The following is a 20,919-nucleotide window of genomic DNA, read 5'->3' as shown; positions in this document are numbered from 1 at the left end:
CCTCTCACCCCGCCACGACCTGGTAGAGCACCTGACCGGGGATGCGGCGGAGCTCCGTGCCGCGCGGGTCCACGAACCCGGAGTCGGCGAGCCAGTCGAGGAGTTGGTGCCGTCCGTGGAGAGAGGCGCCGGAGCTGAGGTGGAAGAGGAGGCCGAGTCCTGCGGCCGTCGCGTCGGGGCCCCGCTGGTCGGGATCGCGCGCGAAGAGGTCGAGGACGGCGAGGGTGCCGCCCGGGCGCAGGGCCGCGCGGAAGCGGCGCAGCAGCGGGGGGATCTCCTCGGGCTGGAGGTGGTGGAGAAGGTTGAGGCACAGCAACACGTCGTGTCCGGCACCGAGTTCGGCAGTACGCGCATCGCCCTCGCGGTGCTCGACCCGGCTCGCCCACCCGGCGTCCGCAATGATGCGGCGCCCGACGGCGACGCTCCCCGGCAGGTCGAGGACGGTGGCACTCAACCCCCGGTGCCGCGCGCAGAGCTGCGCCGCGTACCACCCGTGCCCGCCGCCCACGTCCAGCACGTGGCGAGCCCCCTCCGGCACCCTGACCGCGGCCGCGAACTCCGGAGCGCTGAACCGCGCGAGCTCGTACTGCCCCTCGATGTACTCGCGCCAGTACGGGGAGTCGGCCGGGGCGAGGTGGTGGTCGACGGCGGCGGCCCCGCCGGCGTGCTCCGGCAGCCGCGACCACCAAGGCCAGTACTCCTGATGGCTGGCGACGTAACTCCGCACCGATCGGGGCGAGTCGGCGAGCAGCCAGCGCCGCGCCGCGCGGGTCGGCGCGTAGCGGCCGCGGCGGCCCGCGCGCACGTACCCGAGCGCCCGGAGGGCCTCCAGGAGCAGCCGGGTGGTGTCGGCGCGCAGCGAGAGATCCTCGGCGAGCTGCTCGGGCGTCGCGGCCCGCGTGGCGAGGCGGTCCAGCAGGCCGAGGCGCACGGTCGCGACGAGGACACCGGGCAGGGCCATGCCGGCGAGCGACTGGAGCGCCGGCAGCGGGACGCGCCCGCTGCGCAGTGCGAGGCGTTCGAGCAACGTCTCCCCCTGGACGGCGATGCGCACGGGCGTCTCCTTCGTTCGTCGGCCGGTGCTCCCCGGCCCCGGTTCAGCGGGCGAGGCGTCCCACGGCGGCGTCGAAGAGCGCCGGAGCGCCGGTGCAGCACCTCAACAGGTGCCGGCGGAGCAGCGGTCGGGACGTGGCGAGGACGAGCGCTCGGGTGGTGAGGCGGTAGCCGCGGGTGGCGCGGCGCCAGCTCCGCTCGTACGTCTCGGGTCCGCCGTCGGCGAGGGCCTCGACGACCGCTCTCGCCTGCGCGAGCGCGAGGCTGACGCCCTCCCCCGTGAGCGCGTCCTCGTACCCGGCGGCGTCTCCGACGAGGAGGACGCGGCCGTGCACGCGCAGCCGCGGGTACTGGCGCATCGGTCCTGCCCCGCGCACGGGCGAGGCGGGCTCCGCGCCGTCGAGCCGCGCCGCCAGCTCGGGGAAGGCGCGCAGCAGTCCCGCGTAGGAGGGCGCACCCCCGGTACGCGCCCTGTCCCTGGCGAAGAGCACGGCCACGCCGACGAGTTGGGGCCCGACGGGCGTCACGTACGCCTCCGCGTGCGGCGCCCACACCACCTCGACCCGCGTGCTCCAAGGGGTCGTACGCCAGTGCCGACGCAGCCCGAAGCGGCACGGTGCGCCGTACCTGACGCCGACCCCGAGCGTGCGGCGCACCGGCGAGTGCAGCCCGTCGGCCGCGACGAGCCACCGGGCCCGCACCCCGGCCGCGCGGACCGAGCGGGCGTCCTGCTCCACGCGGTCGACCCGCCGCCGCACCCGCGGCACCCCTGCGGCCTCCACCGCCTCCGCCAGCGCCGTGTGCAGCTCGGTGCGGCGGACGCCCCGTCCCGTCCCCGAGCGGAACCGCGCGCGTGCGCGGTTGCCCGCGAGGTCGGCGTACTCGATCCCGGTGAGTTCGTACCCCGCGGGCTCGACGCCCAACTCGGCGAGCAGCCGCACCCCTTGGGGCATCAGGCCCTCCCCGCACGCCTTGTCGACGGGTGCGCCGCGCGGTTCGCAGACGAGCGCGGAGAGCCCTGCCCGCGAGGCGTGGAGCGCCGTGGCGAGCCCCGCCGGCCCGCCGCCGGCGACGAGCAGGTCGACGTCGTAGGCCGGTCCGGTCACGGTGCGAAGCCCAGCGCCGCGTTCTCCACCCGCAGGCGGACGGCGAGGACGAGGGAGTTCGCGGCGAGGAAGAGCAGCGCCGACAGCCAGGCGGTGTGGACGAGCGGCAGGGCGACCCCTTCTGCCACCACGGCAAGGTAGTTGGGATGGCGCAGCCACCGGTACGGGCCCCGCTCGACGAGCGGCAGCCCCGGCACGACGACCACCCGCGTGTTCCACCGCGAGCCGAGCGACTGCACGCACCACCAGCGCAGTGCCTGCGAGGCGACCACGAAGGCGAGCGCCGTCCAGCCGAGCGGAGGGAGGAACGGCCGTCCGGCGAGGGCCACTTCGGCGACCATGCCGACGAGCAGGGCCGCGTGCACGGCGACCATCGCGGGGTAGTGCCCACCGCCGTACTCGACGCCGCCCCGGTCCCTGGCCCAGCGCAAGTGACGTGCGGACACGAGGAGTTCGACGAGCCGCTCCGCGGCGACGGCGAGCGCGAGCAGCGCGAACCAGAGGAGGCTCACGGTGCGACCGCCTCACGCGCGCCGGCGCGGGACGGCCCGTACGGCGGCTCAGGCGGTGGCGAGGACGAGAGCGGCATTGTGGCCTCCGAAGCCGAACGAAGTGGTGAGGGCCGCCTCCATCGCCACGTTCCGCGGTCCGCGCGTGACGAGGTCGAACTCGGCGCCGGCGTCCTGGAGTCGGAGGCCGGCCGTCGGCGGGACCTGCTGGTGCTGGAGGGCGAGGACGGTGAGGGCCGCCTCGATGGCGCCGGAGGCTCCGAGTGCGTGGCCGAGGACGCCCTTGGCGGCCGTCGCGGGAGGCGGCTCGCCGAAGACGCGCCGCAGCGCCTGCGCCTCGGCGGCGTCCCCGAGCTGTGTGGCGGTGCCGTGCGTGTTGACGTGGTGGATCCGGTCGGGCGTGCGGTCCGCGTCGGCGAGGGCGCCGCGGATCGCCTGTTCGGCGCCGCGCGCTTCGGGGTGCGGCGCCGTCGGGTGGTGCGCGTCGGCGGAGGCGCCGTATCCGAGGAGTCGGGCGCGCGCTTGGGCGCCGCGCGTTCGCGCGTGCGCCTGCGACTCGACGACGAGCACCGCGGCGCCCTCGCCGAGGACGAAGCCGTCGCGCTCCCGGTCGAAGGGGCGGCACGCGCGCAGCGGGTCCGGGTTGCGGGAGAGCGCGCCGAGTTGGGCGAAGCCCGTCGCGGTGATCGGCACCCGCGCCGACTCGCTGCCGCCGGCGAGGACGACGTCGCAACTGCCGGAGCGCACCATGTTCCGCGCGACGCCGAGCGCGGTCGCGCCGGAGGCGCAGGCGCTGGAGACGACGAAGTTCGGCCCGTGCGCACCGAGTTCGAGCGCCGCCTCCGCCGCCGACATGCTCGGCAGGCTGCGCGGCAGCGTCGAGGGCGAGACGCGGCGGGGCGAGCCGTCCGCGAGGCGCCGGAACTCGTCGGCGTACCGGTCGAGGCTGTTGCCGGCCGTCCCCAGCACGACACCGACGCGCTCCGCCGCCCAGTGGGGCGCGGCGAGCTTCGCGTCGTCGACGGCTCGCCTGGCCGCCCCGACGGCGAACTGCGTGAAGCGGTCGAGCCGCCGGCTCAGCCGTCCGCCGAGCTCCGCCTCGGCGTCGAACTCCGCGACCTGGCACGAGTACGCGACGGGCAGCCCGGCGAGGAGCGGATCGGGGCGCGCCGTCGACACGCCCTCGCACACCGTCCGCCACACCCCTTCGGGCTCGGCTCCGGCCGGCGTCACCAGGCCGAGTCCGGTGACGAGGACCTCATCCCTCGACACGGGCCTCTCCTCCCGCGGGACCGGCAGGCGTGCGTCCCGGCACGGCGAGCGCCTCCAGCGCGCTGCACGCCTCGCCGAGCGTCGATTCGCGGCTCACTCCGTCGAGTTCGGCGGGGAACTCCAGGTCGAGGTCGTTCTCGACGGCGACGACGAGCTCGACGAGCGCCAAGGAGTCGACGCCCAGCTCGCGGAAGGTCTGCTCGGGGCGCAACTCTTCGGCGTCGAGGTCGAGTTGCTCGGCGAGCAGTTGGAGCATGCGGTCCTGGAACTTCGGCGCGGGTGTGGACACGGAGCCTTCTCCTCTGCGTGGGGCGGGTGTTGGCGGAACCGGAGGGGCGCTCACCAGTCGAGGAGGACCAGTTCGCTGGCGAAACCGGGCCCCATCGCCGTCATCAGGCCGGGAGAGCCGGGCGGCGGCGGGGCGTGCATCGTCCGCCGCAGCACGTCGAGGACCGAGGCGGAGGAGAGGTTGCCCAGGCTGGAGAGGGAGCGGCGGGTGTGCGCGAGCGACCCGTCCGGCAGTTGGAGGCCGCGCTCGACCGCCTCGATCACCTTCGGGCCGCCGGGGTGGCAGACCCAGGAGGCGATGTCGGCGGGGACGAGGTCGTGCTCGGCGAGGAAGCCTGTGACGTCCTTGGGCAGTTCGCCCTCGGCGACGTCGGCGACGTCTGGCGAGAGGACGATGGTGAACCCGTCGGCGCCGATCTCCCATCCCATGACGGAGAGCGAGTCGGGGTAGAGGCGGCTGCGGGTCGCGAGCATCCGCGGCCCCGTGGCCGGCTCGGTCCTGTCGGCTCCGAGGACGACGGCCGCGGCCGCACCGTCCCCGAAGAGGCTGGAGGCGACGAGGTTGGCCGTCGCCGTGTCGCTGCGCTGCACCGTCAGCGAGCAGAGTTCGACCGAGAGGAGGACCGCGACCTGCTCGGGGAAGGCCCGCAGATAGTCGTGAAGCCGAGCCAGTCCCGCGGCGCCCGCGGCGCACCCCAGTCCGAAGAGGGGCACCCGCTTGACGTCCTCGCGCAGCCCGATCCGCTCGGCGAGCCGTGCCTCGAGCGACGGGACGGTGAGCCCCGTCACGGTGGTGCTGGCGATCAGGTCGACGTCCTCGGCCGCGATCCCCGCGCGGTGCAGCGCGGCGCGGAGCGCCTCCTCGCCGAGTGCGCAGGCGGTCGAGCACCAGGCGGAGTTGGCGTCGGTGAAGTCGGCGAGCTCCTGGTAGCGGTGGAGCGGCTGGGAGAGGTGGCGGGTGCGGACGCCCGCGTTGGCGGAGATCCGGGCGAGCATGCGGCGTCGGTCGTCGTCGGGCAGGCAGGTGGCGGCGAACGTCTCCGCGATCTCCTCCTGCGTGTAGCGGTACGGCGGAACCGCCACCTCGACGGCCGCGATCCGCGGTGCCGCCGCCCCGGGTCCGCCGGAGCCCGGGTTCCGCCGCGAGGAACCGTCAGCGCTCTGCATCACGAGACCTGCCCTGTGTCGACGTGTCCCCCGGCGGAACCCTAGAGCACCGGAAGGCGATATCCGGATAAATACGCCCGGAGCGCGCCAGTCTGCCGCCCCTCCGCGACGTGGGCGCGAGTACCGGGGAAGATGGCGCACGGTGACGGGCGAGAAATGTGTGCCCCGAGCGTTGGAGACAGCGGAGGCGACGGCAGCCGAGCCGCGCCGAGGTGCGGCCCGGAAGGCGCCGCGAGAGGAGGGGCGGTGCGCACGACGAGGCGCCCGGCACGGGTACGTGCCGCGGCCCACCGCGCCACCCGCGCCGCCGCGGCACTCCTCACCGCGCTCCTCGTCGTCCTCGTCGGCGACACCGGCTCGCAGGCGCACGCAGGCGGCGCCCCCGCCATCGAGCACGTCGAGCACGCGCAGCACGCTTGGTCGGACCAGGGGCAGCCCCTACGCCTCCACGAGACGTTCGGGCACCCGATCCACCCGGCGCACACTCCGCCTCCCCCTGTCGTCCTGCCGGACGCCGGCGCGGGGCAGGCGCACGCCGTCGCGGCGGCGCCGGCGGAGCCCGGCGAATCGGCGCTGCGCCTCGCCCGGCTCGCTCCCTACCTGGGGCGCGGACCGCCCCTTCCAGCAGGCAGCTGACAACTTCCCACCCCGCCGCGGTCGGTGACCCGACCGCGGTACGCCTGCTGGAGGCAACCCATGACCCGCGCCAACAAGGTGCGGGCGGTGATCGCGCTCGCCGTACTGGCGTTCTCCGCGCTGCTCACCGCCACCACTCCGCCGAACCTCGGGATCGACCTGAAGGGCGGCACCCGCATCGTCCTGGAGACGCGCGACACCGCGAAGGCCGATGCGACCGCACACACCACCGACCGCACCATGGAGGTACTGCGCCAGCGCATCGACGGCCTCGGCGTCACCGAGCCGGAGCTGGTGCGCTCCGGAGACAACCGCATCCTCGTCGACCTGCCGGGCGTCGACGATCCCACCGAGGCCGCCGAGGTGCTCGGCCGCACCGCCAGCCTCTCGTTCCATCCCGTCGAAGGACCCGCGGACGCTGCGGAGGCCAAGGGCAAGGGCGGGTCGGACGAAGGCAAACCGCCGGGCTCCGCCGCGGACGGGGACGAGACCGACGGCCGCGCCCTGCGCGACGAGTCGGGGCAGGCACTGCAACTCGACGCGGCGGAGCTCACCGGCGCCGAGGTCGCGCAGGCAAAAGCCGCGATCGACCCCGAGCGCGGCGGCTGGTTCGTCGAGCTCGGCCTGCGCGACGGAGGCAAGGACGCCTGGGCCGACGTGACGGGAGAGGCGGCCTGCGCTCCCGAGGGCGACCCCGCGCGGCGGGTGGCCGTCGTCCTCGACAACAAGATCATCTCGTCGCCGCAGATCGATCCGTCCGTCGCCTGCGGGCGGGGGATCACCCAGGGCACCACGCAGATCACCGGGTCCTTCAGCGAGGCGGAGGCGAAGGAGCTCGCCGCGCTGATCGAGGGCGGTGCGCTGCCCGTCCCCGTCGACGTCGTGGAACACCGCACCGTCGGGCCCACCCTCGGTGCGCGCGCGATCACCGCGAGCGCCGAGGCGGCCGTGCTCGGTGCGGCGCTCACCGCGGCGTTCGTGCTCTTCGTCTACCGGGTGGCGGGGCTGCTGACCGTCATCGGACTGCTCAGCTACGCGCTCATCGCCTACGCGGGACTTCTCGCCTTCGACGCGACGCTCACCCTGCCGGGGCTCGCCGGCTTCGTCCTGGCGATCGGTATGGCCGTCGACGCCAACGTGCTCGTCCTCGAACGGGCACGCGAGGCGTACGGGGGAGGCGAGGGGCGCAAACGGTCGCTGCGCTCGGCCCTGACGAAGGGGTTCAAGGGCGCCCTCTCGGCCGTCATCGACTCCAACGTCACGACGCTGCTCGCCGCCGGGCTCCTCTTCTTCCTCGCGGCGGGCCCGGTGCGCGGCTTCGGGGTGACGCTCTCGCTCGGGGTCGTCGCCTCGATGGTGAGCGCGCTCGTGGTGGCCCGGATCCTCACCGACCTCGCCGCCGGGAGCCGCTGGCTCAGGGCGCGTCCCGCGCTCAGCGGTATCGCGGCGCGCGGGTGGCTGCGGGCCAAATGGGAGCGGAGCAGCCCCGACTGGATGCGGCACGGGCGGCGGTGGCTGGTCGTCTCCGGGCTCGCGCTCGCCGTCGCCGTCACCGGGCTGTTCGCCCGCGGCCTGGAGTTCGGTGTCGACTTCACCGGCGGGCGGATCGTGGAGTACACGACCGAGCAGTCCGTCGAGCCGGACCGGGCAAGGCAGGCGCTGGAGCGGGCCGGTATCTCGGACGCCGTCGTGCAGAGCTCGGACGACGGGGGCGAGAAGGTGTCCGTGCGCACCGAGAAGCTGACGGCCGAGCAGGAGAAGGCCGTGGACGACACGGTCGACGAACTCGGCGGCGGTGCCGACCGGGTGCGGGACGAGCTGATCGGCCCGAGCATCGGCGAGGAGCTGCGCCGCAACGCGCTCGTCGCCATCGGGGTCGCGCTCTGCGCCCAGTTCGCCTACCTCGCGGCGCGGTTCAGGTGGAGCTTCGCGGCAGCCTCGATCACGGCGCTCCTCCACGACGTGGTCATCGTCGCCGGGGTGTTCGCCTGGCTGGGGATGTCCGTCGACGGGGTGTTCCTCGCCGCGCTGCTGACGGTGGTCGGCTACTCGGTGAACGACTCGGTCGTCGTCTTCGACCGCGTACGCACCGAGTGGGCCGCCGACCGGGCGGGGCGGCTGCGGTCGATCGTCAACCGGGCAGTCGTGCGCACCATGCCGCGGACCCTGAACACCGGGATGGGGACGCTCTTCATCGCCGGGTCGCTCGCGCTCCTCGGCGGGGATTCGCTCCAGGACTTCGCGGTGGCGCTGCTCGTGGGGGTCGTGGCGGGGTCGTACTCGTCGCTCTTCGTCGCCGCGCCGCTCGCCGTCGAGCTGGAGCTGATGGGGGGTGCTCCGAAGCCGCCGACGCCGAAGGAGCCGGCCGAGCGGAAGCGTCGGGTGCGCGGTCCGGCCGACACCGGGGCGCGCGTCTGACGCGGCCGGTGCGGCCCCGGTCCGCAGCGGGACCGGGCCGCGCCGGCCCGTCGACCGTGGTCGGCGGGACGGTGCTTGGTTTCGCCTTCGCGGGGAATCCGCTCGTGCGGGCGGGCGCTCCCCGGCGCGGGGCTCAAGTCCCGCGCCGGGCGCGCCACTCCGGAGCGAGTACCGACCAGACCTCCATGTCGGCGCGCTCCCCCCGATGGAGGAAGCTCTCCCTGAGGACGCCGTCCCGCTGCATGCCGAGGCGTCGGGCGACGGCGATGCTCGGCTGGTTCTCGGCCGACGTCAACCACTCCACCCGGTGGATGCCCCGCTCCTCCACGGCCCACTCGATGAGGACACGCGCCGCTTTCGTCACCAACCCCCGTCCGACGGCGGACGGTTCGAGCCAGCAGCCCGCCTCGGCCGTGCCCTGCGCGACGTCCATCGTCCGGAAGAGCACGCCGCCCCGCAGCTCGCCGTCGGCCCAGATGCCGTAGATCCGGCCGGTGTCGGCGGCGGCCTTGTCCGCGTACCCCTGGAGGAAGGCGCGGCTCGACGCCGTGTCCCGCACCGCGTCGGAGAGTCCGATGTGACGTCCGACGAACTCGCGTCCGCGGTCCATGTGGGCGAGGAACTCCTCGGCCCGCCACGGCTCCAACGGGCGCAACTCGCCCTCGTCTTCCAGCGGTACGGCGAACATCGACGTCCTTCGATCGGCTTTCGGACGCCGTTGAGCATGACACGGCCGCCTTGTCGGGGGAAGCGCCGCCAGGGGGTGCGGCACACTCGTCCGCATGGTGCGTCTGCGGATTCTCACGGTCGACGACTGGCCGCTGTGGCGGGAGCTGCGCCTCGCGGCGCTGCGCGAGGCACCGCACGCCTTCACCGCACGGCTCGCGGACTGGGGGCACGGGGGCGAGGAGCGGTGGCGGGCGAGGCTGGAGGCGCCGGCCACCCGCAATGTCGCCGCCTTCGCGCAGGGGACGGCCGTCGGGATGGCGAGCGGGCTGTCCCGGGACGGCGCGTACGAGCTGCGGTCGGTCTGGGTGAGCCCCCGGGCGCGGGGCCGGGGCGTCGGCGACCTCCTGCTCTCGGACGTCGCTTCGTGGGCACGGGAGCACGGGGCAACGTCCCTGCGCCTCAAGGTCGTTCGCGGCAACGAGGCCGCCGAGGCGCTGTACGCGCGCAACGGCTTCGTCGCCGAGGAGGCTGCCCGGGCGGAGGGTGCCGGGGAACGCGTGATGGTCAGGTCTCTCGTGCCCTGACGCGGTGGCCGTGTCCCGGATCGGCCGCGGAGCGCCTCGCCGGCTGGTTGCCGACGGCGGCGCGACCGGGCCGGCGCCCGGAGCGCGGTGCGCCCCGGGCGCCGCCCGCTGCGGGGCGCCCGCCGAGAGCCGACGGCCCTCCGTGGGCGCCCCGTCGGCCGCCGACCCGCGGAATGTGCGCCCCCGCCGACGGAGCACACAGCGCCCCGGCGTCCGACCCGCGGAGCCACCGCCCCGCCGGAGCGACGCCCGGCGTCAAAGCCCGTCGGAGCGCGGCTGTTGACGTGGAATGCGGGCCAAGGCCCAGCGGCGCATCTCCGGGCGATCGAGCGAGGCGACCCAGAGGTCGACGAGGTCGAGGACCTTCTCCGCGGGCGTGGGACCGACGCCGAGCACCCGCATCCCGGCCGAGCGTGCGGCCTCGATCCCGGCGTGCGAGTCCTCCACGGCGAGGGTGTCGGTCGTCTCGGCGCCGCAGTGGCGGGCCGCCGTGAGATAGGTGTCGGGCTGCGGCTTCGGGCGCACTGCCTCCTCCGGCACGGAGATGTACCGGAAGTAGTGCAGCAGTCCCGCGGCGTCCAGCGAGGACTCGACCACGTCGCGCGGGCAGTTGCTCGCCACGGCGAGCGGCGCGAACGTGCTGACGGCGCCGACGAGTTCGACGGAGCCCGGCATGGTCACCGGTTCCGCGACGGAGAGCCGCCGGAAGATCTCCAGCAGGCGGCCGGCGACCGCTTCGGCCTCGTCCGGGTGTCCGGCCTCTTCCGCCATCATGCGGCCGCAGTCGGTGTAGTGGAGTCCCGCCGCGCGTTCGGCGAAGCCCTCGCCGACGGTGAATCCGTACTCGGCGAGCGTGAGCGACCTGGCTTCCTGCCAGTGCCGTTCGGAGTCGAGCAACGTCCCGTCGCAGTCGAATACGACGGCCTTGGGGGTCCAGGTGAGAAGGCACGGGTTATCCATGCGATTGCTCCCGTTCGACGAGTGTGCTGAAAGTATTCGAGACGGCAGGGCACGCTGTTGCAGACACCGCAGAATTCTGGCGTCCGCGGTTTTTCGGGCAGCGTTCCTCGCCGCCGGAGGAGAGACGTGCGGACGAGCGGCGCTGCACGGCAGGCTTCTCAACGCTCATCCGGATGGGGACGCAACTCACGCTAGAGAACCTGCACTTGCCGGTCAATCGATCCCGGAAAGTATTCATAACGCGGGGATGCGAAGCACGGGGCAACCATCGGGCCACAAAAGAATGGAATTACGAACGCGATTCGAATCGCCGGACCCCCGAGTGGCCTGTTCGTTTCGCCTTCCGGGGGCGATGCCGCTCAAAAAACCCACAGAAAAACAGGAGTTCGCGGCGCATGGGGCGGGAGGGGAGCCATTCGACCGCCGGCATGTACGCCCCTCGTCCCCCAACCGCGCCCCGTCGCCACCCTCGTCCGGGGAGCCACCCGCGCACCAGGGCGAGCGCAGGGCCGCGCCCTCGGGCGCACGTCACCTTCCGCGGGCAGCCGGGCGGAGCCCCTCGGCGTGCGCCACCGTCACCGTCCGTTTCCGAACGGCAGCTCGGGGAAAGCGGGACGGTGTCCCCGAGAGCGAACGGAGGTGCAGGGATGGAGCGCGCCGAGACGGTCCGCGCGTCGGACGGCGAGTCAGCGACGGACGACGTCGTGGAGCTGATCCTCAGCGACCACCGCGCGATGGAGGAGCTCTTCCGCGAGATGCGCAGTGTGGAGGCCGACCGCACCGGAGCGCTGCGCCGCTTCTCCGACCTGCTGATCGCACACTCCGAGGCCGAGGAGAGCGACGTCTACCCGGTGCTGCGCCACCTCAACGACGTCGAGGGCGACGAGGTCGAGCACGGCGTCCACGAGCACGCCGAGGCCAACGCGGCCCTGCTCGCCCTCCTGGAGACGGGCGAGCCGGGCGGAGAGGACTGGGACGCGAAGCTGGAGTCCCTCGTGGAGGCGGTCACCCACCACCTCGACGAGGAGGAGCGCTCGCTCATCAACCACACCAGGGAGAACGTCGCCCCGGCGAGGCGCCGCGAACTCGGGCGGGCCTTCGCACGGGCCCGCCGCGACCAGTTGGCGAGCGCGCCGGGACGAGTGGAGAACGTACGCAGAGTCGTCGCAGCGGGGACCGCCTGAGACCGGCCGGTCGGACGCGCGCCGCGTCGGAGCGCCCTGCTCCGGCTACCCGGCCGCGCGTCTGATCGACTGGTGCCGAGAGCCTGATCGAACGACCCCGAAACGAGAGTGAGTCACAGTGGGCATCATCGCGTGGATCATCATCGGACTGCTGGCCGGCGCCATCGCCAAGGCCCTGGTCCCCGGCAAGGACCCGGGCGGCTGCCTGATCACCATGCTCATCGGTGTGGTCGGCGGGCTCCTGGGCGGGTGGCTCGGCAAGGTCATCTTCGGGGTCGATTCCATCAACGGCTTCTTCCACCTCTCCACGTGGATCGCCGCCGTCGTCGGCTCCGTCATCGTGCTGCTGGTCTACCGGCTCCTGACGGGGAACCGGGGCCGCTGACGCGGCGCCGCCAGCAGACGCACCGGAAGGCTCCGGCGGTGGCCGCCACCGCCGGAGCCTTCCGCGTGTCAGCACGCCTGCCGGCTACGGGTGTTCGACGCGGACGGCCGGCGGAGGCTCCGTTCCGGGGAGCCCGAGCGCGAGGTTGCCGACGTGGAGCGCCTCCTCCTCGCAGCCCTCGAGGAAGGGGGCGGTGACGGGTGCCTCCATCCGCCCCGTCAGGCACGAGGCGAGGCCCAGATCCGTCGCCGCGAGGCTGAGCGTTTGCATCAGGCACCCGGTGTCGCGGTAGACGAGGCTCAGCGCCATCCCCTCGTACTTCCACGCCGTGCGGTCCCCGTAGGAGGCGAGGTAGAGGCTGGCGGGCGGCGGGCCCTCCAGCAGCGCGGGGAGGGTGACCGTGCGGTGCTGGAGCACGTCGAGCTCCTCGTCCCACGCGGAGAGGCGGTGCAGGACGTGGTCGAAGGGGTCGTAGTGGTAGGCGCCGGCGGGGAGTCGGGCGACCTCGCGGGCGAGGAGGTAGACGTCGAGGCTGTGCCTGCCGCCGCCGGAGGGCGCCGGGCGCTGCGTCTGCTCGTACGAGCGGGGCGGTAGGTAGCCGCGCACCCTCGCCGAGCGGGCGAGGAGAGCGGCGAGCCGGTCGAGGGGCAGCGGGTCCGGCGCGAAGCACCTGGTGCTGCGCCGCTCGCCGAGGACGTCGGCGAGCGGGCGGCTGGGCTCGCCCCCGGCCTCGGGCAGCGCGACGCTCTCCGGCGCCTCGGGGTGCGTGCGCCGTGCCGCGGGCGCGCGTCCCCGCCGCGCGTGCGGCACGGGGCCGCGGCCGGCCTGCGCGTGGGCGGCCCGCTCGTACGGCGTCCAGCGGGGGCGGCGTGCGTCGTCGCCGGTGCCTGTGGTGCGCTCCAGGATGCCTGCGGACGCCAGGCGTTCGAGGAGGGCGTGCGTCGCCTGCTCGTCGCCTGGCGGGCGCCACCGGGCGTGGAGCTCGTCCGGGGTGAGGGCGGTGTCGAGGTGGTGGAGGAGGTCGACGAGTTCGGGCCTGGCCGCGAACTTGCGCCAGGCGCGGCAGTCGACGAGCACGGGGCCGCCGCCCTCGGCCCACTCCAGGAGTACGTCGGGGTTGCGCCGGTAGCGCACGCTTGGCAGGTGGCTCGCTCCCTTCGGCCGTACGCCCCACTCAGAGAAACGGCAGCGGGTACGGGTTGAGTTGGCTTTCGATGCGCGGCTCGGCACGCACGCCCATCGCCACCGGCGCCTCGAGGACGCGGGGGCCGCCGCGCCTGTGGAAGTCGCTGCGCAACGTGATCGGGCACAGGCCCGGCACGACGGTGCGGACGACGGAGACGCCGCACTCGGCCACGTCGATCGGGGTGAGGTCGACGGTCACCGTCTCGTATCCGCGCGCGGCGAGCCGGGCGACGGCCTCGGTGACGTCGGCGTCGAGCCCCTCCGACGACCGCGGCTCCGGCGGTGGGCGCAGCGGTCCCTCGTCCCAGAAGGCGAGGTGCCGTACGCGGTCGGGGTGCCAGTAGTAGAGGCTGAAGTCGCGGAGGGAGTCCAGCACTTCGTCGTCGTGCGGGATGCGGGCGCCGGCGTCGAGTTGCTCCTGCCACTTGCCGGCGCCCGCGTGGCCGAGGCACGCCTCCTCCAGGGCGCCGAGCAGCGCGGCGTGCGGGTCGAGGTCGGCGCGGGCCGCGTGGACGACGACGGGGCGCTCGGGGGTGCCCTCGCGAAGCCGCACGCCGAAAGCGGGGATGCCGAGGTCCGTGGTGAGGTCTTTGCCGGTCACGGAGATGCCGCGCGCTCTGAGCCGCTCGACGATGCCGCGGGCCGTGCCCTTGGGCAGGCGGTCGAAGTCGAGGGTGGGGAGGGTGAGTCGGTTCTCCCAGAAGACGACGGAGGAGTCCCGCTCGACCACCTCCATCACCCCGGCGAAGACGGCGTGCCGCGGAGACGCTCCGGCCGCGAGCCCCGTGGAGATCGGGTCGAACCAGGAGCGGTGGCCGCGGGGGAAGCGGTAGGGGAGGTGGACGGCGCAGGCCGGCAGGTAGCGCCTGCGGCCGGTGGTGAGCGAGCGGCCCTCGACCCAGTCGATCGGCGCCCGCGGGTCGAAGGGGCGGTGGCGGGCGTGCGTCGCGTACTCGCGCGCGGAGCCGAGCGGCAGGAGGCGCGGGTCGACGGCTTCCTCCCCCAACTCGGCCAGCGTGGCACGGTGCAGGGCGCGCTGCTCGTGGACGCCGGCCGCGTACCGCTCCATCGTCTCGCCGACGGCGCAGACCCGGGCGTTGAGCGGGTCGCTCTTGACGGCTCCTCCGCGGGCCTCGGCCGTGACGGCGGAGAACCACTTCGTCGTCGTCTCGCCCGCGGTGCGTGCGTAGGTGGTGCTCCCTTCGGCCTCCTCGCCGTCGTCGACGCGCAGTTCGGGGACGATCCCGGTCAGCGGGTCGACGGCGCCGCGCATGCGCTCCCAGCTCTCGTGCAGGCTGCGGGGCCCGTCGCCGGGCGCCGGCGGGACGGCGTGGGACGCGCACGCGGGGCAGGCGGGGGTGTGGAGGAGCCGGTGCTCGGTGCGCTCCAGGGAGTCGAGGGCGAGGTCGACGAGGACGGGGCGCTCGGAGCCGTCGGCCGGGGCGAGGACCGTGTGCGCGAGGACCCCCGCGGCGATGGCGGTCGTGGGCCACATGTTGCTCTCCGCCGCCCCGAAGAGGGTGCCCAGCGGCAGGTCGGCGACGGCCTGCCAGAGGTGGTTGGCACGCAGGCGGCGCACGAGGCAGACGGGGCAGGGGGTGCGGGGCGGGTCGAGGCGGGCGAGGAGGAGGCGGGTCGGTGTGCAGAGGTGGACGAGGAGCTGCGGGCCTCGGTCCAGGGCCGCGCGTGTCCAGGAGGTGAGGGTCTCCTCGGGGATGTCGAGGGGGAGCAGGGCGAGTCGGGCCGCGGTCCACGGCTCGGCGGGTCCGGTGCGGAGGCCGGCGCGGTGGAGGAGCCGCACCGTCTGCGTGGCGAGGGGACCCTCGCCCGCAACGGCGACACGTCGGCCCTCCTGCTTTCCGCCCGGGCCGTAGACGGGGTGGGCACGATCGTCGGGACCCCGGTGTGCGAGGCCGCGCTCGCGGAGGGCCTCGGCGAGCCGGGGCGGGAGGGAGGCGAAGGGCACGGCGCCCGTCTCGCCCTCGTGCAAGGGCGGTTGGGCCGGGACGCGGAGCGTCCCCGTACTCGCGCAGACGTAGAGGTGGCCGTTCCGCTGCACGAGCCGGACGTCCCGTCGGACCGTACCGGCCGGGGCCCGGCCGGCGCGCTGTTCATCCACTGCTTTTCACCTTCGGGAGGGGGTTCGGGGCTCGGGGCAGCCGCCTCCCGGCCGGGCGCAGGCCGGGCCGGGAGGCTCACGCCGGCTGACCCGGCGTCACTCCTCCTCGGACTCGGCTTCGCTCGCCGCGGCCGAGAGGCACGAGTGGCCCGCGAAGGTCTCCTCGGCCTCCGGGATCGTCATCTCCTCGAAGAGGGCGTCGTTTTCGGGCATGCTTCGTCCTTTCCGCTCGTGAAGGTTTTCCGATTCGGCGACCAATGCCCCCGCTTTCAGGAGGAGGAAGCCGCAGCTCGAATCATCCACGAGGCAAGCCGGGACGGAAGGGGACGGGAACGAAACTCGCACTTACGGGGCAGGTGCACGCAAAGAAATCCCGCGCAGCGTGAAGCAAAGGCCACGAGACCGTTGTCCGACTTTTCTGCGTGCCGGCGGAGTTCGGGGGCGTCCCGCATTCCGCGGTACGGGCCTCCCCATGAATGCGCCCACGCGGGCCCGACCCGGCGGGCAGGGCGGTCGTGGATTTGCCCGGAGCCGCCCGGCCGGTGAGGGTGGAGCGGGCGGGGCCTCGCTCGGGGCTCTCGACGTCGCGGGCAGCACGGCCCGACGTCGCCGCGGCGTACGCAGCAAGGAAGGTGGAGGACATGGCAGAGCAGGTGGTCGTCGTCATCGGCGCCGGGGGCATGGGGAGGGCCGTCGCGCGACGCACGGGGGCGGGGAACCGGCTGCTGCTCGCGGACTTCGACGAAGGGCTTCTGCGGTCGGTCGCCGACGAGTTGGAGGGCGAGGGCCACGCCGTGACCACGGCGGCCGTCGACGTCTCCTCCGCCGGCTCGGTGGCCGCGCTCGCCCGGCAGGCGGCCTCGCTCGGCGAGGTCGGCAGCATCGTGCACACCGCCGGACTCTCGCCCGTGCAAGCGCCCGTCGACGCGATCCTCGCCGTCGACCTCCTCGGAGTCGCGCTGGTGCTCGACGAGTTCGCCGGCGTCGTCGCGCACGGCGGCGCAGGCGTCGTCATCGCCAGCATGGCCGGCCACGGCCGCCCGGGTCCCTCCGCCGAGGAGAGCCGCCGGCTGGCCACGGTGCCAGCGGGGGAGCTGCTCTCCCTGCCGTGCGCCGCGGCGTCCAACTTCCCGGACCCCGGCGCCGCTTACGCGTTCGCCAAGCGCGCCAACCTCCTGCGCGTACAGGCTGCTAGCACGTCGTGGGGCGAGCGGGGGGCACGGATCAACTCGGTGAGCCCCGGCATCATCGCCACTCCCATGGGGCAGCAGGAACTCAACGGTGAGCACGGCGGCACCATGCGTGCGATGATCTCCGCCTCCAACGCCAAGCGGGTCGGCACGGCCTCCGACATCGCGGAGGCCGTCGCCTTCCTCCTCGGGCCCGGCGCCGGCTTCGTCTCGGGGACGGACCTGCTCGTCGACGGAGGCGTGACGGCGGTGGCGAGCACCGGGGGGCTCGGCTAGGCGCGTCGGAGTCCGAGCGGTAGCAGCGCCTGCCGGGCCGCGAACGGCCCTCCTTGCGCTCTCGGTCCGTCCTTCGCACGCTCAAGTGGCCTCCGCAGCCCGGTCGGACGCCTCTTCGAGGAACCAGCCGGCCTTCGGTCGGGGTGCTGTGTGGACTGGGCGCGTCGCCGCAGACGAGACTTGACGTGGCGCCGCGAGGAGCCGTCACCGCCGGGCGGCCGGGCAAGGGGGTGCCCCGGGCGTTCCACGAGGGCGGCGCGGAGGAAGCCGGGCGACGTATGGAGGGACATGTCCGATGGGGAACGAGACACGTGTGCGCTTCCGGATACTCGGGTCCTTCGAATGCTGGGACGGTGAGGAACGCCTGCGTGTGGGCGGGCCCGTGCACGAACGCGTACTCGTCACCCTTCTCCTCGACCCCGGGCGGGTGCTGCCGGTCCCCCGCCTCGTCGAGGCCGTCTGGGGTGAGGAGGCGCCCGCGACCGCCGAGCACCAGGTCCGCAAGGCGGTTGCCGATCTGCGCAGGCGTCTCCCCGACGGGCGGAGCGTGATCGTCACCGACGGTCCCGGGTACCGGGCCGTGGTCACGGAGGAGCAGCTCGACCTCAGCCAGTTCAACGAGGGGCTGCGCAGGGCGAGGGAGGCGACGGCCGACGGCCGGACGCGCCGTGCCGCGGAGGCGCTGCGCGACTCGCTGGCGCTGTGGCGCGGCCCCGTGCTCTCGGGGGCCGGCGGCGAGGTGATCGTGGCTGCGTCCGCCGCGGTCGAGGAGCGGCGCCTGACCGCCCTGGAGCAGTCCTTCCAACTGCGCCTCGGCTTCGGGGAGAGCGGTGAACTCATCGGAGACCTCCGCGAGTTGATCAGCGCGCACCCGCTCCGGGAGCGGGTCAGGGGCCAGTTGATGCTCGCGCTCTACCGCTCGGGGAGACAGGCGGAGGCGCTGGAGGAGTTCAACAGGGTGCGTGACCTGCTCGTCGAGGAGCTCGGCATCGGTCCGGGCGAGGAGTTGCAGGAGCTCCACCAGGGCATCCTGCGCAACAGCCCGGAGCTGGCGGCGCCCGCGCCGGCCGAGGAGCCGCCGGGCCCCGCACCGCTCGTCGTCGAGGAGACGCGCACCACGCTCCCCTACGACCTGCCCGACTTCGCCGGCCGCAACGAGGAGTTGGGGCGCATCCTGGGATTCGTCGACGAGCCGACCGGGTCGGGGCCGCTCATCGTGATGGTCGACGGGATGGGCGGGAGCGGGAAGACGTCACTCGCCGTGCGCGCAGCACACCAGCTCGCGGCGCACTACACCGACGCCCAACTTTACCTGGACTTACGGGGTTTCGCGCCCGGCGAGCAACCGCTGTCGGCGTTCGCGGCCACCGAGGCGCTGCTGCGCATGCTCGGCGCACCGGCCGAACGCATCCCCGAGGACCTCGACGGGCGCACCGCCCTCTGGCGGCAGACGGCGACGAGGCACCGAATGCTGCTGCTCCTCGACAACGCCGTGGACGAGGCGCAGATCCGCCCGCTGCTGACCCCGTCGAGCGACGTCCTCACGCTGATCACCAGCAGATCCCTCCTCGTCGACCTCGACGGGGCGCACAGCGTGTCGCTCGGCACCATGTCGCCCCAGGACAGCACGGCGCTCGTCGTCGCGGTGCTCGGAGCGGCGCGTGCCGAGGCCGAGCCGGAGGCCGTCGCCGAACTCACCTCGCTCTGCGGGCACTTGCCGCTCGCCCTGCGCATCGCGGCGGCGCGGCTCCGCAAGCGGCCGCGGTGGACCGTGCGCTACCTCGTCGACCGGCTGCGCGACGACACGCACCGGCTCGCCGAGCTCAACGCCGGCGAGCGCAGCGTCGAGGTGACGCTGCGGCTCTCGTACGAGGGGCTGGAGGCCGGACACCGCAAGGCTTTCCGCCTGTTGGGGCAGTACCCGGGCCCGGAGCTCGACGTCCACACGGCCGCCGCCCTCCTCGACGCGCCGACGCGGGACGCCGAGGACACTCTCGAATACCTCCTCGACGTGCACCTCATGCAGCAGCAGGAACCCGGCCGCTACGCCTTTCACGACCTGGTGCGGAGCTTCGCCCTCGGACTGCTGCGCCCCGCGGACGAAGACGACGAGGCCGAGGGCGCCGTCGTCCGGCTGCTCGACTACTGCCAGCTCGCCACCGACGCCGCCTGCGACCTCCTCTTCCCCGGGCGGGTGCGGACCGAGGGCCCGCAGCAGGAGGTGCACCGTGAACTCCCCGCCCTGCACAGCGCGGTGCGGGCCAGGGAGTGGCTGGAGCGGGAGCAGGACGGCCTGCTCGCCGCCGTCGCCCTCGCCTACCGCAGGGGCATGGACCGGCGGGTGGCGCGGCTCGCCGCGAACATCGTCTTCCAACTCGACCTGCGCGGACGCTTCGACGACTTCCAGGAGCTCGCCGGCACCGCGGTCGACGCCTCCCGGAGGCTGGGCGACAGGCCGCTGCTGCGGCTGAGCCTCTCCAATCTCGCCGTCGCGCACTGGAAGTTGGGGCGGTTCGAGGAAGGGGTGGCGGAGGCCGAGGAGGCGCTGCAACTCGCCGTCGAGCTGCGGGACCAGCGAGGCGAGGCGAAGGACACCGGGTTGCTGGGGCTGCTCTTCTCCGCGCTCGGCAGGTTCGACGAGGCCGCGCCGCGGCTGGAGCAGTCGATCGCGCTCAAGCGGGAGTTGGGCGCGGAGCGCGCCGAGGCGGAGTCCCTCACCAACCTCAGTGCGCTGTACGCGCAGCGCGGGCGGTTCGCGGACGCCGCCGAGGCGGCCGAGCGGGCCGTCGCGCTCGACCGGCGCATCGGCGCCACCGACAAGGAGGTCGAGGCGCTCACCGACCTCGCCGTCGCGAAGCTGGGGCTCGGCGAGGAGAGGGAGGCCTACCGGGTGCTGGCGCGCGCCCGCGAGCTGGCGAGCGACGCCGTCTCCCCTGCCGAGGGTGCGCTCCTCCTCGCGGTGTCGGCGGAGGCGAGCGAGCGGCTCGGCGAGTCCGAGGAGGCGGAGCGGCGAGCCGGAGCCGCCCTGCACCAGGCGCGGTTGAGCGGCGCACCGCTGCGCCAGGCCGCGGTCGCCAACACCCTCGGCCGCCTGCACCGCCGACGCGGCGGGCACGTACGCGCACTGGAGCTGCACCGACAGGCGCACCGCCACGCCTCCGAGTCCGGCTACCGCGTGGAGGAGGCCCACGCACTCCACGGGATCGCCGCCGCGCTGCGGGGGCTCGGCGACGACCACGAGGCGGAGAGGTACCGAACGCGCGCGGAGGAGGCGTTCGAGACGATGGGGGTGCCGGAGGAGTGCCGCGGGTGAGCGGGGCTCGGGGGGCTCGTCGGTAACTCATGGACAAGGTCAGATGGCCGGGGTGCCGGGAGACGTGCGGGCGCTTTCGCGGGGGACGTCGCGTGTGGGAATTCCTCGGGCGCCCGCGCCCGTCCGGCACGGACGCGCGGCGGACGGAAGCACTCTTCGGGGACGCCCGTCGGGTGTGGCTCCACGGACACTTCTCGGAGCAGGCACCGTACGGACGCGGACGCTCCGGCTCGTCGCCCGGCGCCTCCGGACGCCGCGGCTCACCCGGTTTCGCCGGCGGGCGACCGGCGCCCGAGGACGGACAGGAACGGGCGGGCGACCGGCGTTCGAAGTGCTGACACGACGAGGCGGCGCCACCGGTTTCCTACCGGTGGCGCCGCCTGCGCCCGAGCGTGTGCCTTGCGCTGCCGACTGCCTCAGGCCGCGGCCACGTTGGGGCCTTCCCCATCGGCGGGTGCGGAGTTGGGACCCTCGCCCGAGGCCGGGGCGGGAGCGACGTTCGGACCTTCTCCCGGCTCGGAGTCGAGGCCCCCGCCTTCCACGGCGGCGGAGTTGGGCCCTTCGCCCTCCGTCCCCGCCGAGTTCGGCCCCTCACCCGCTACGAA

18 protein-coding genes and 1 pseudogene are annotated in these 20,919 nt (G+C 74.2%); 7 read left to right on the top strand and 12 right to left on the bottom strand.

Annotation, left to right across the window (positions count from 1 at the left end; all coding sequences use genetic code 11):
• Positions 1-4: 4 nt before the first annotated feature.
• The 6 genes from UWG_RS0102690 to UWG_RS0102665 are packed head-to-tail and all read right to left on the bottom strand — an operon-like array spanning position 5 to position 5,395.
• Entirely contained in the window at positions 5-1,054 is a 1,050-nt protein-coding gene (locus tag UWG_RS0102690; RefSeq protein ID WP_016905666.1) for an SAM-dependent methyltransferase, read from the bottom strand.
• Positions 1,055-1,097: 43 nt separating this feature from the next.
• Complete coding sequence (locus UWG_RS0102685; RefSeq protein WP_016905665.1) at positions 1,098-2,159, bottom strand: NAD(P)/FAD-dependent oxidoreductase; 1,062 nt, start codon at positions 2,157-2,159, stop codon at positions 1,098-1,100.
• Positions 2,156-2,671 carry an isoprenylcysteine carboxyl methyltransferase family protein gene (locus UWG_RS0102680; protein ID WP_016905664.1) on the bottom strand — a complete coding sequence of 172 codons (516 nt, stop codon included), beginning with the start codon at positions 2,669-2,671 and terminating at the stop codon, positions 2,156-2,158. Before UWG_RS0102680 ends, UWG_RS0102685 begins: the two co-directional genes overlap by 4 nt.
• A gap of 48 nt (positions 2,672-2,719) precedes the next feature.
• Positions 2,720-3,940: a beta-ketoacyl-[acyl-carrier-protein] synthase family protein gene (locus tag UWG_RS0102675; protein WP_016905663.1), complete on the bottom strand. Its 1,221-nt coding sequence runs from the start codon at positions 3,938-3,940 to the stop codon at positions 2,720-2,722.
• Entirely contained in the window at positions 3,927-4,229 is a 303-nt protein-coding gene (locus UWG_RS0102670; protein ID WP_016905662.1) for an acyl carrier protein, read from the bottom strand. The genes UWG_RS0102675 and UWG_RS0102670 overlap by 14 nt, the downstream gene beginning before the upstream one ends.
• Positions 4,230-4,279: 50 nt before the next feature.
• On the bottom strand, positions 4,280-5,395 hold the full coding sequence (locus UWG_RS0102665) for a type III polyketide synthase (RefSeq protein WP_016905661.1): 1,116 nt from the start codon (positions 5,393-5,395) through the stop codon (positions 4,280-4,282).
• A gap of 246 nt (positions 5,396-5,641) precedes the next feature.
• Here UWG_RS0102665 and UWG_RS0102660 point away from each other — a divergent pair, with 246 nt between their 5' ends.
• Together UWG_RS0102660 and secD are read left to right on the top strand one after the other, a co-directional pair.
• On the top strand, positions 5,642-6,031 hold the full coding sequence (locus UWG_RS0102660) for a hypothetical protein (RefSeq protein ID WP_016905660.1): 390 nt from the start codon (positions 5,642-5,644) through the stop codon (positions 6,029-6,031).
• Positions 6,032-6,091: 60 nt separating this feature from the next.
• The gene (gene secD / locus UWG_RS0102655) at positions 6,092-8,449 is read left to right on the top strand and encodes a protein translocase subunit SecD (RefSeq protein WP_016905659.1); all 2,358 of its coding nucleotides are present in this window, start codon (positions 6,092-6,094) and stop codon (positions 8,447-8,449) included.
• Positions 8,450-8,582: 133 nt separating this feature from the next.
• Here the strand turns inward: secD and UWG_RS0102650 are convergent, their stop codons facing one another.
• Positions 8,583-9,137: a GNAT family N-acetyltransferase gene (locus tag UWG_RS0102650; protein WP_016905658.1), complete on the bottom strand. Its 555-nt coding sequence runs from the start codon at positions 9,135-9,137 to the stop codon at positions 8,583-8,585.
• Between the two features lie 94 nt (positions 9,138-9,231).
• Between UWG_RS0102650 and UWG_RS0102645 the strand changes: the two genes are divergently transcribed.
• The gene (locus UWG_RS0102645) at positions 9,232-9,702 is read left to right on the top strand and encodes a GNAT family N-acetyltransferase (protein ID WP_016905657.1); all 471 of its coding nucleotides are present in this window, start codon (positions 9,232-9,234) and stop codon (positions 9,700-9,702) included.
• A 255-nt stretch (positions 9,703-9,957) separates the two neighbouring features.
• On the opposite strand, the gene UWG_RS0102640 is transcribed toward UWG_RS0102645, so the two are convergent.
• Positions 9,958-10,662 (bottom strand): HAD family hydrolase, encoded by a 705-nt coding sequence (locus tag UWG_RS0102640; protein WP_016905656.1) that lies wholly within the window; start codon positions 10,660-10,662, stop codon positions 9,958-9,960.
• Positions 10,663-11,309: 647 nt separating this feature from the next.
• On the opposite strand from UWG_RS0102640, the gene UWG_RS0102635 reads away from it, so the two are divergent.
• Complete coding sequence (locus UWG_RS0102635; RefSeq protein ID WP_016905655.1) at positions 11,310-11,846, top strand: hemerythrin domain-containing protein; 537 nt, start codon at positions 11,310-11,312, stop codon at positions 11,844-11,846.
• A 118-nt stretch (positions 11,847-11,964) separates the two neighbouring features.
• Entirely contained in the window at positions 11,965-12,231 is a 267-nt protein-coding gene (locus UWG_RS0102630; RefSeq protein ID WP_016905654.1) for a GlsB/YeaQ/YmgE family stress response membrane protein, read from the top strand.
• 84 nt (positions 12,232-12,315) lie between these two features.
• Here UWG_RS0102630 and UWG_RS0102625 read toward each other — a convergent pair whose 3' ends face one another.
• The 3 genes from UWG_RS0102625 to UWG_RS32665 form a co-directional block, all read right to left on the bottom strand.
• Complete coding sequence (locus UWG_RS0102625; protein WP_016905653.1) at positions 12,316-13,365, bottom strand: SagB family peptide dehydrogenase; 1,050 nt, start codon at positions 13,363-13,365, stop codon at positions 12,316-12,318.
• Positions 13,366-13,405: 40 nt separating this feature from the next.
• The gene (locus UWG_RS0102620) at positions 13,406-15,535 is read right to left on the bottom strand and encodes a YcaO-like family protein (RefSeq protein WP_016905652.1); all 2,130 of its coding nucleotides are present in this window, start codon (positions 15,533-15,535) and stop codon (positions 13,406-13,408) included.
• A 96-nt stretch (positions 15,536-15,631) separates the two neighbouring features.
• Positions 15,632-15,748 carry an azolemycin family RiPP peptide gene (locus UWG_RS32665; protein ID WP_016905651.1) on the bottom strand — a complete coding sequence of 39 codons (117 nt, stop codon included), beginning with the start codon at positions 15,746-15,748 and terminating at the stop codon, positions 15,632-15,634.
• 428 nt (positions 15,749-16,176) lie between these two features.
• On the opposite strand from UWG_RS32665, the gene UWG_RS0102610 reads away from it, so the two are divergent.
• Positions 16,177-17,001 (top strand): SDR family oxidoreductase, encoded by an 825-nt coding sequence (locus UWG_RS0102610; RefSeq protein WP_016905650.1) that lies wholly within the window; start codon positions 16,177-16,179, stop codon positions 16,999-17,001.
• Positions 17,002-17,296: 295 nt separating this feature from the next.
• On the top strand, positions 17,297-20,314 hold the full coding sequence (locus tag UWG_RS0102605) for an AfsR/SARP family transcriptional regulator (protein WP_016905649.1): 3,018 nt from the start codon (positions 17,297-17,299) through the stop codon (positions 20,312-20,314).
• Between the two features lie 416 nt (positions 20,315-20,730).
• On the opposite strand, the pseudogene UWG_RS33505 reads toward UWG_RS0102605, so the two are convergent.
• Positions 20,731-20,919, bottom strand: a pseudogene (locus UWG_RS33505) (hypothetical protein); the annotation flags it as partial.

Source organism: Streptomyces xiaopingdaonensis, assembly GCF_000262345.1.
In the GTDB taxonomy this organism is placed as follows: domain Bacteria; phylum Actinomycetota; class Actinomycetes; order Streptomycetales; family Streptomycetaceae; genus Streptomyces; species Streptomyces xiaopingdaonensis.
Note: the sequence above shows the minus strand (reverse complement) of the source record. Positions and strands in the feature narration are given on the sequence as shown.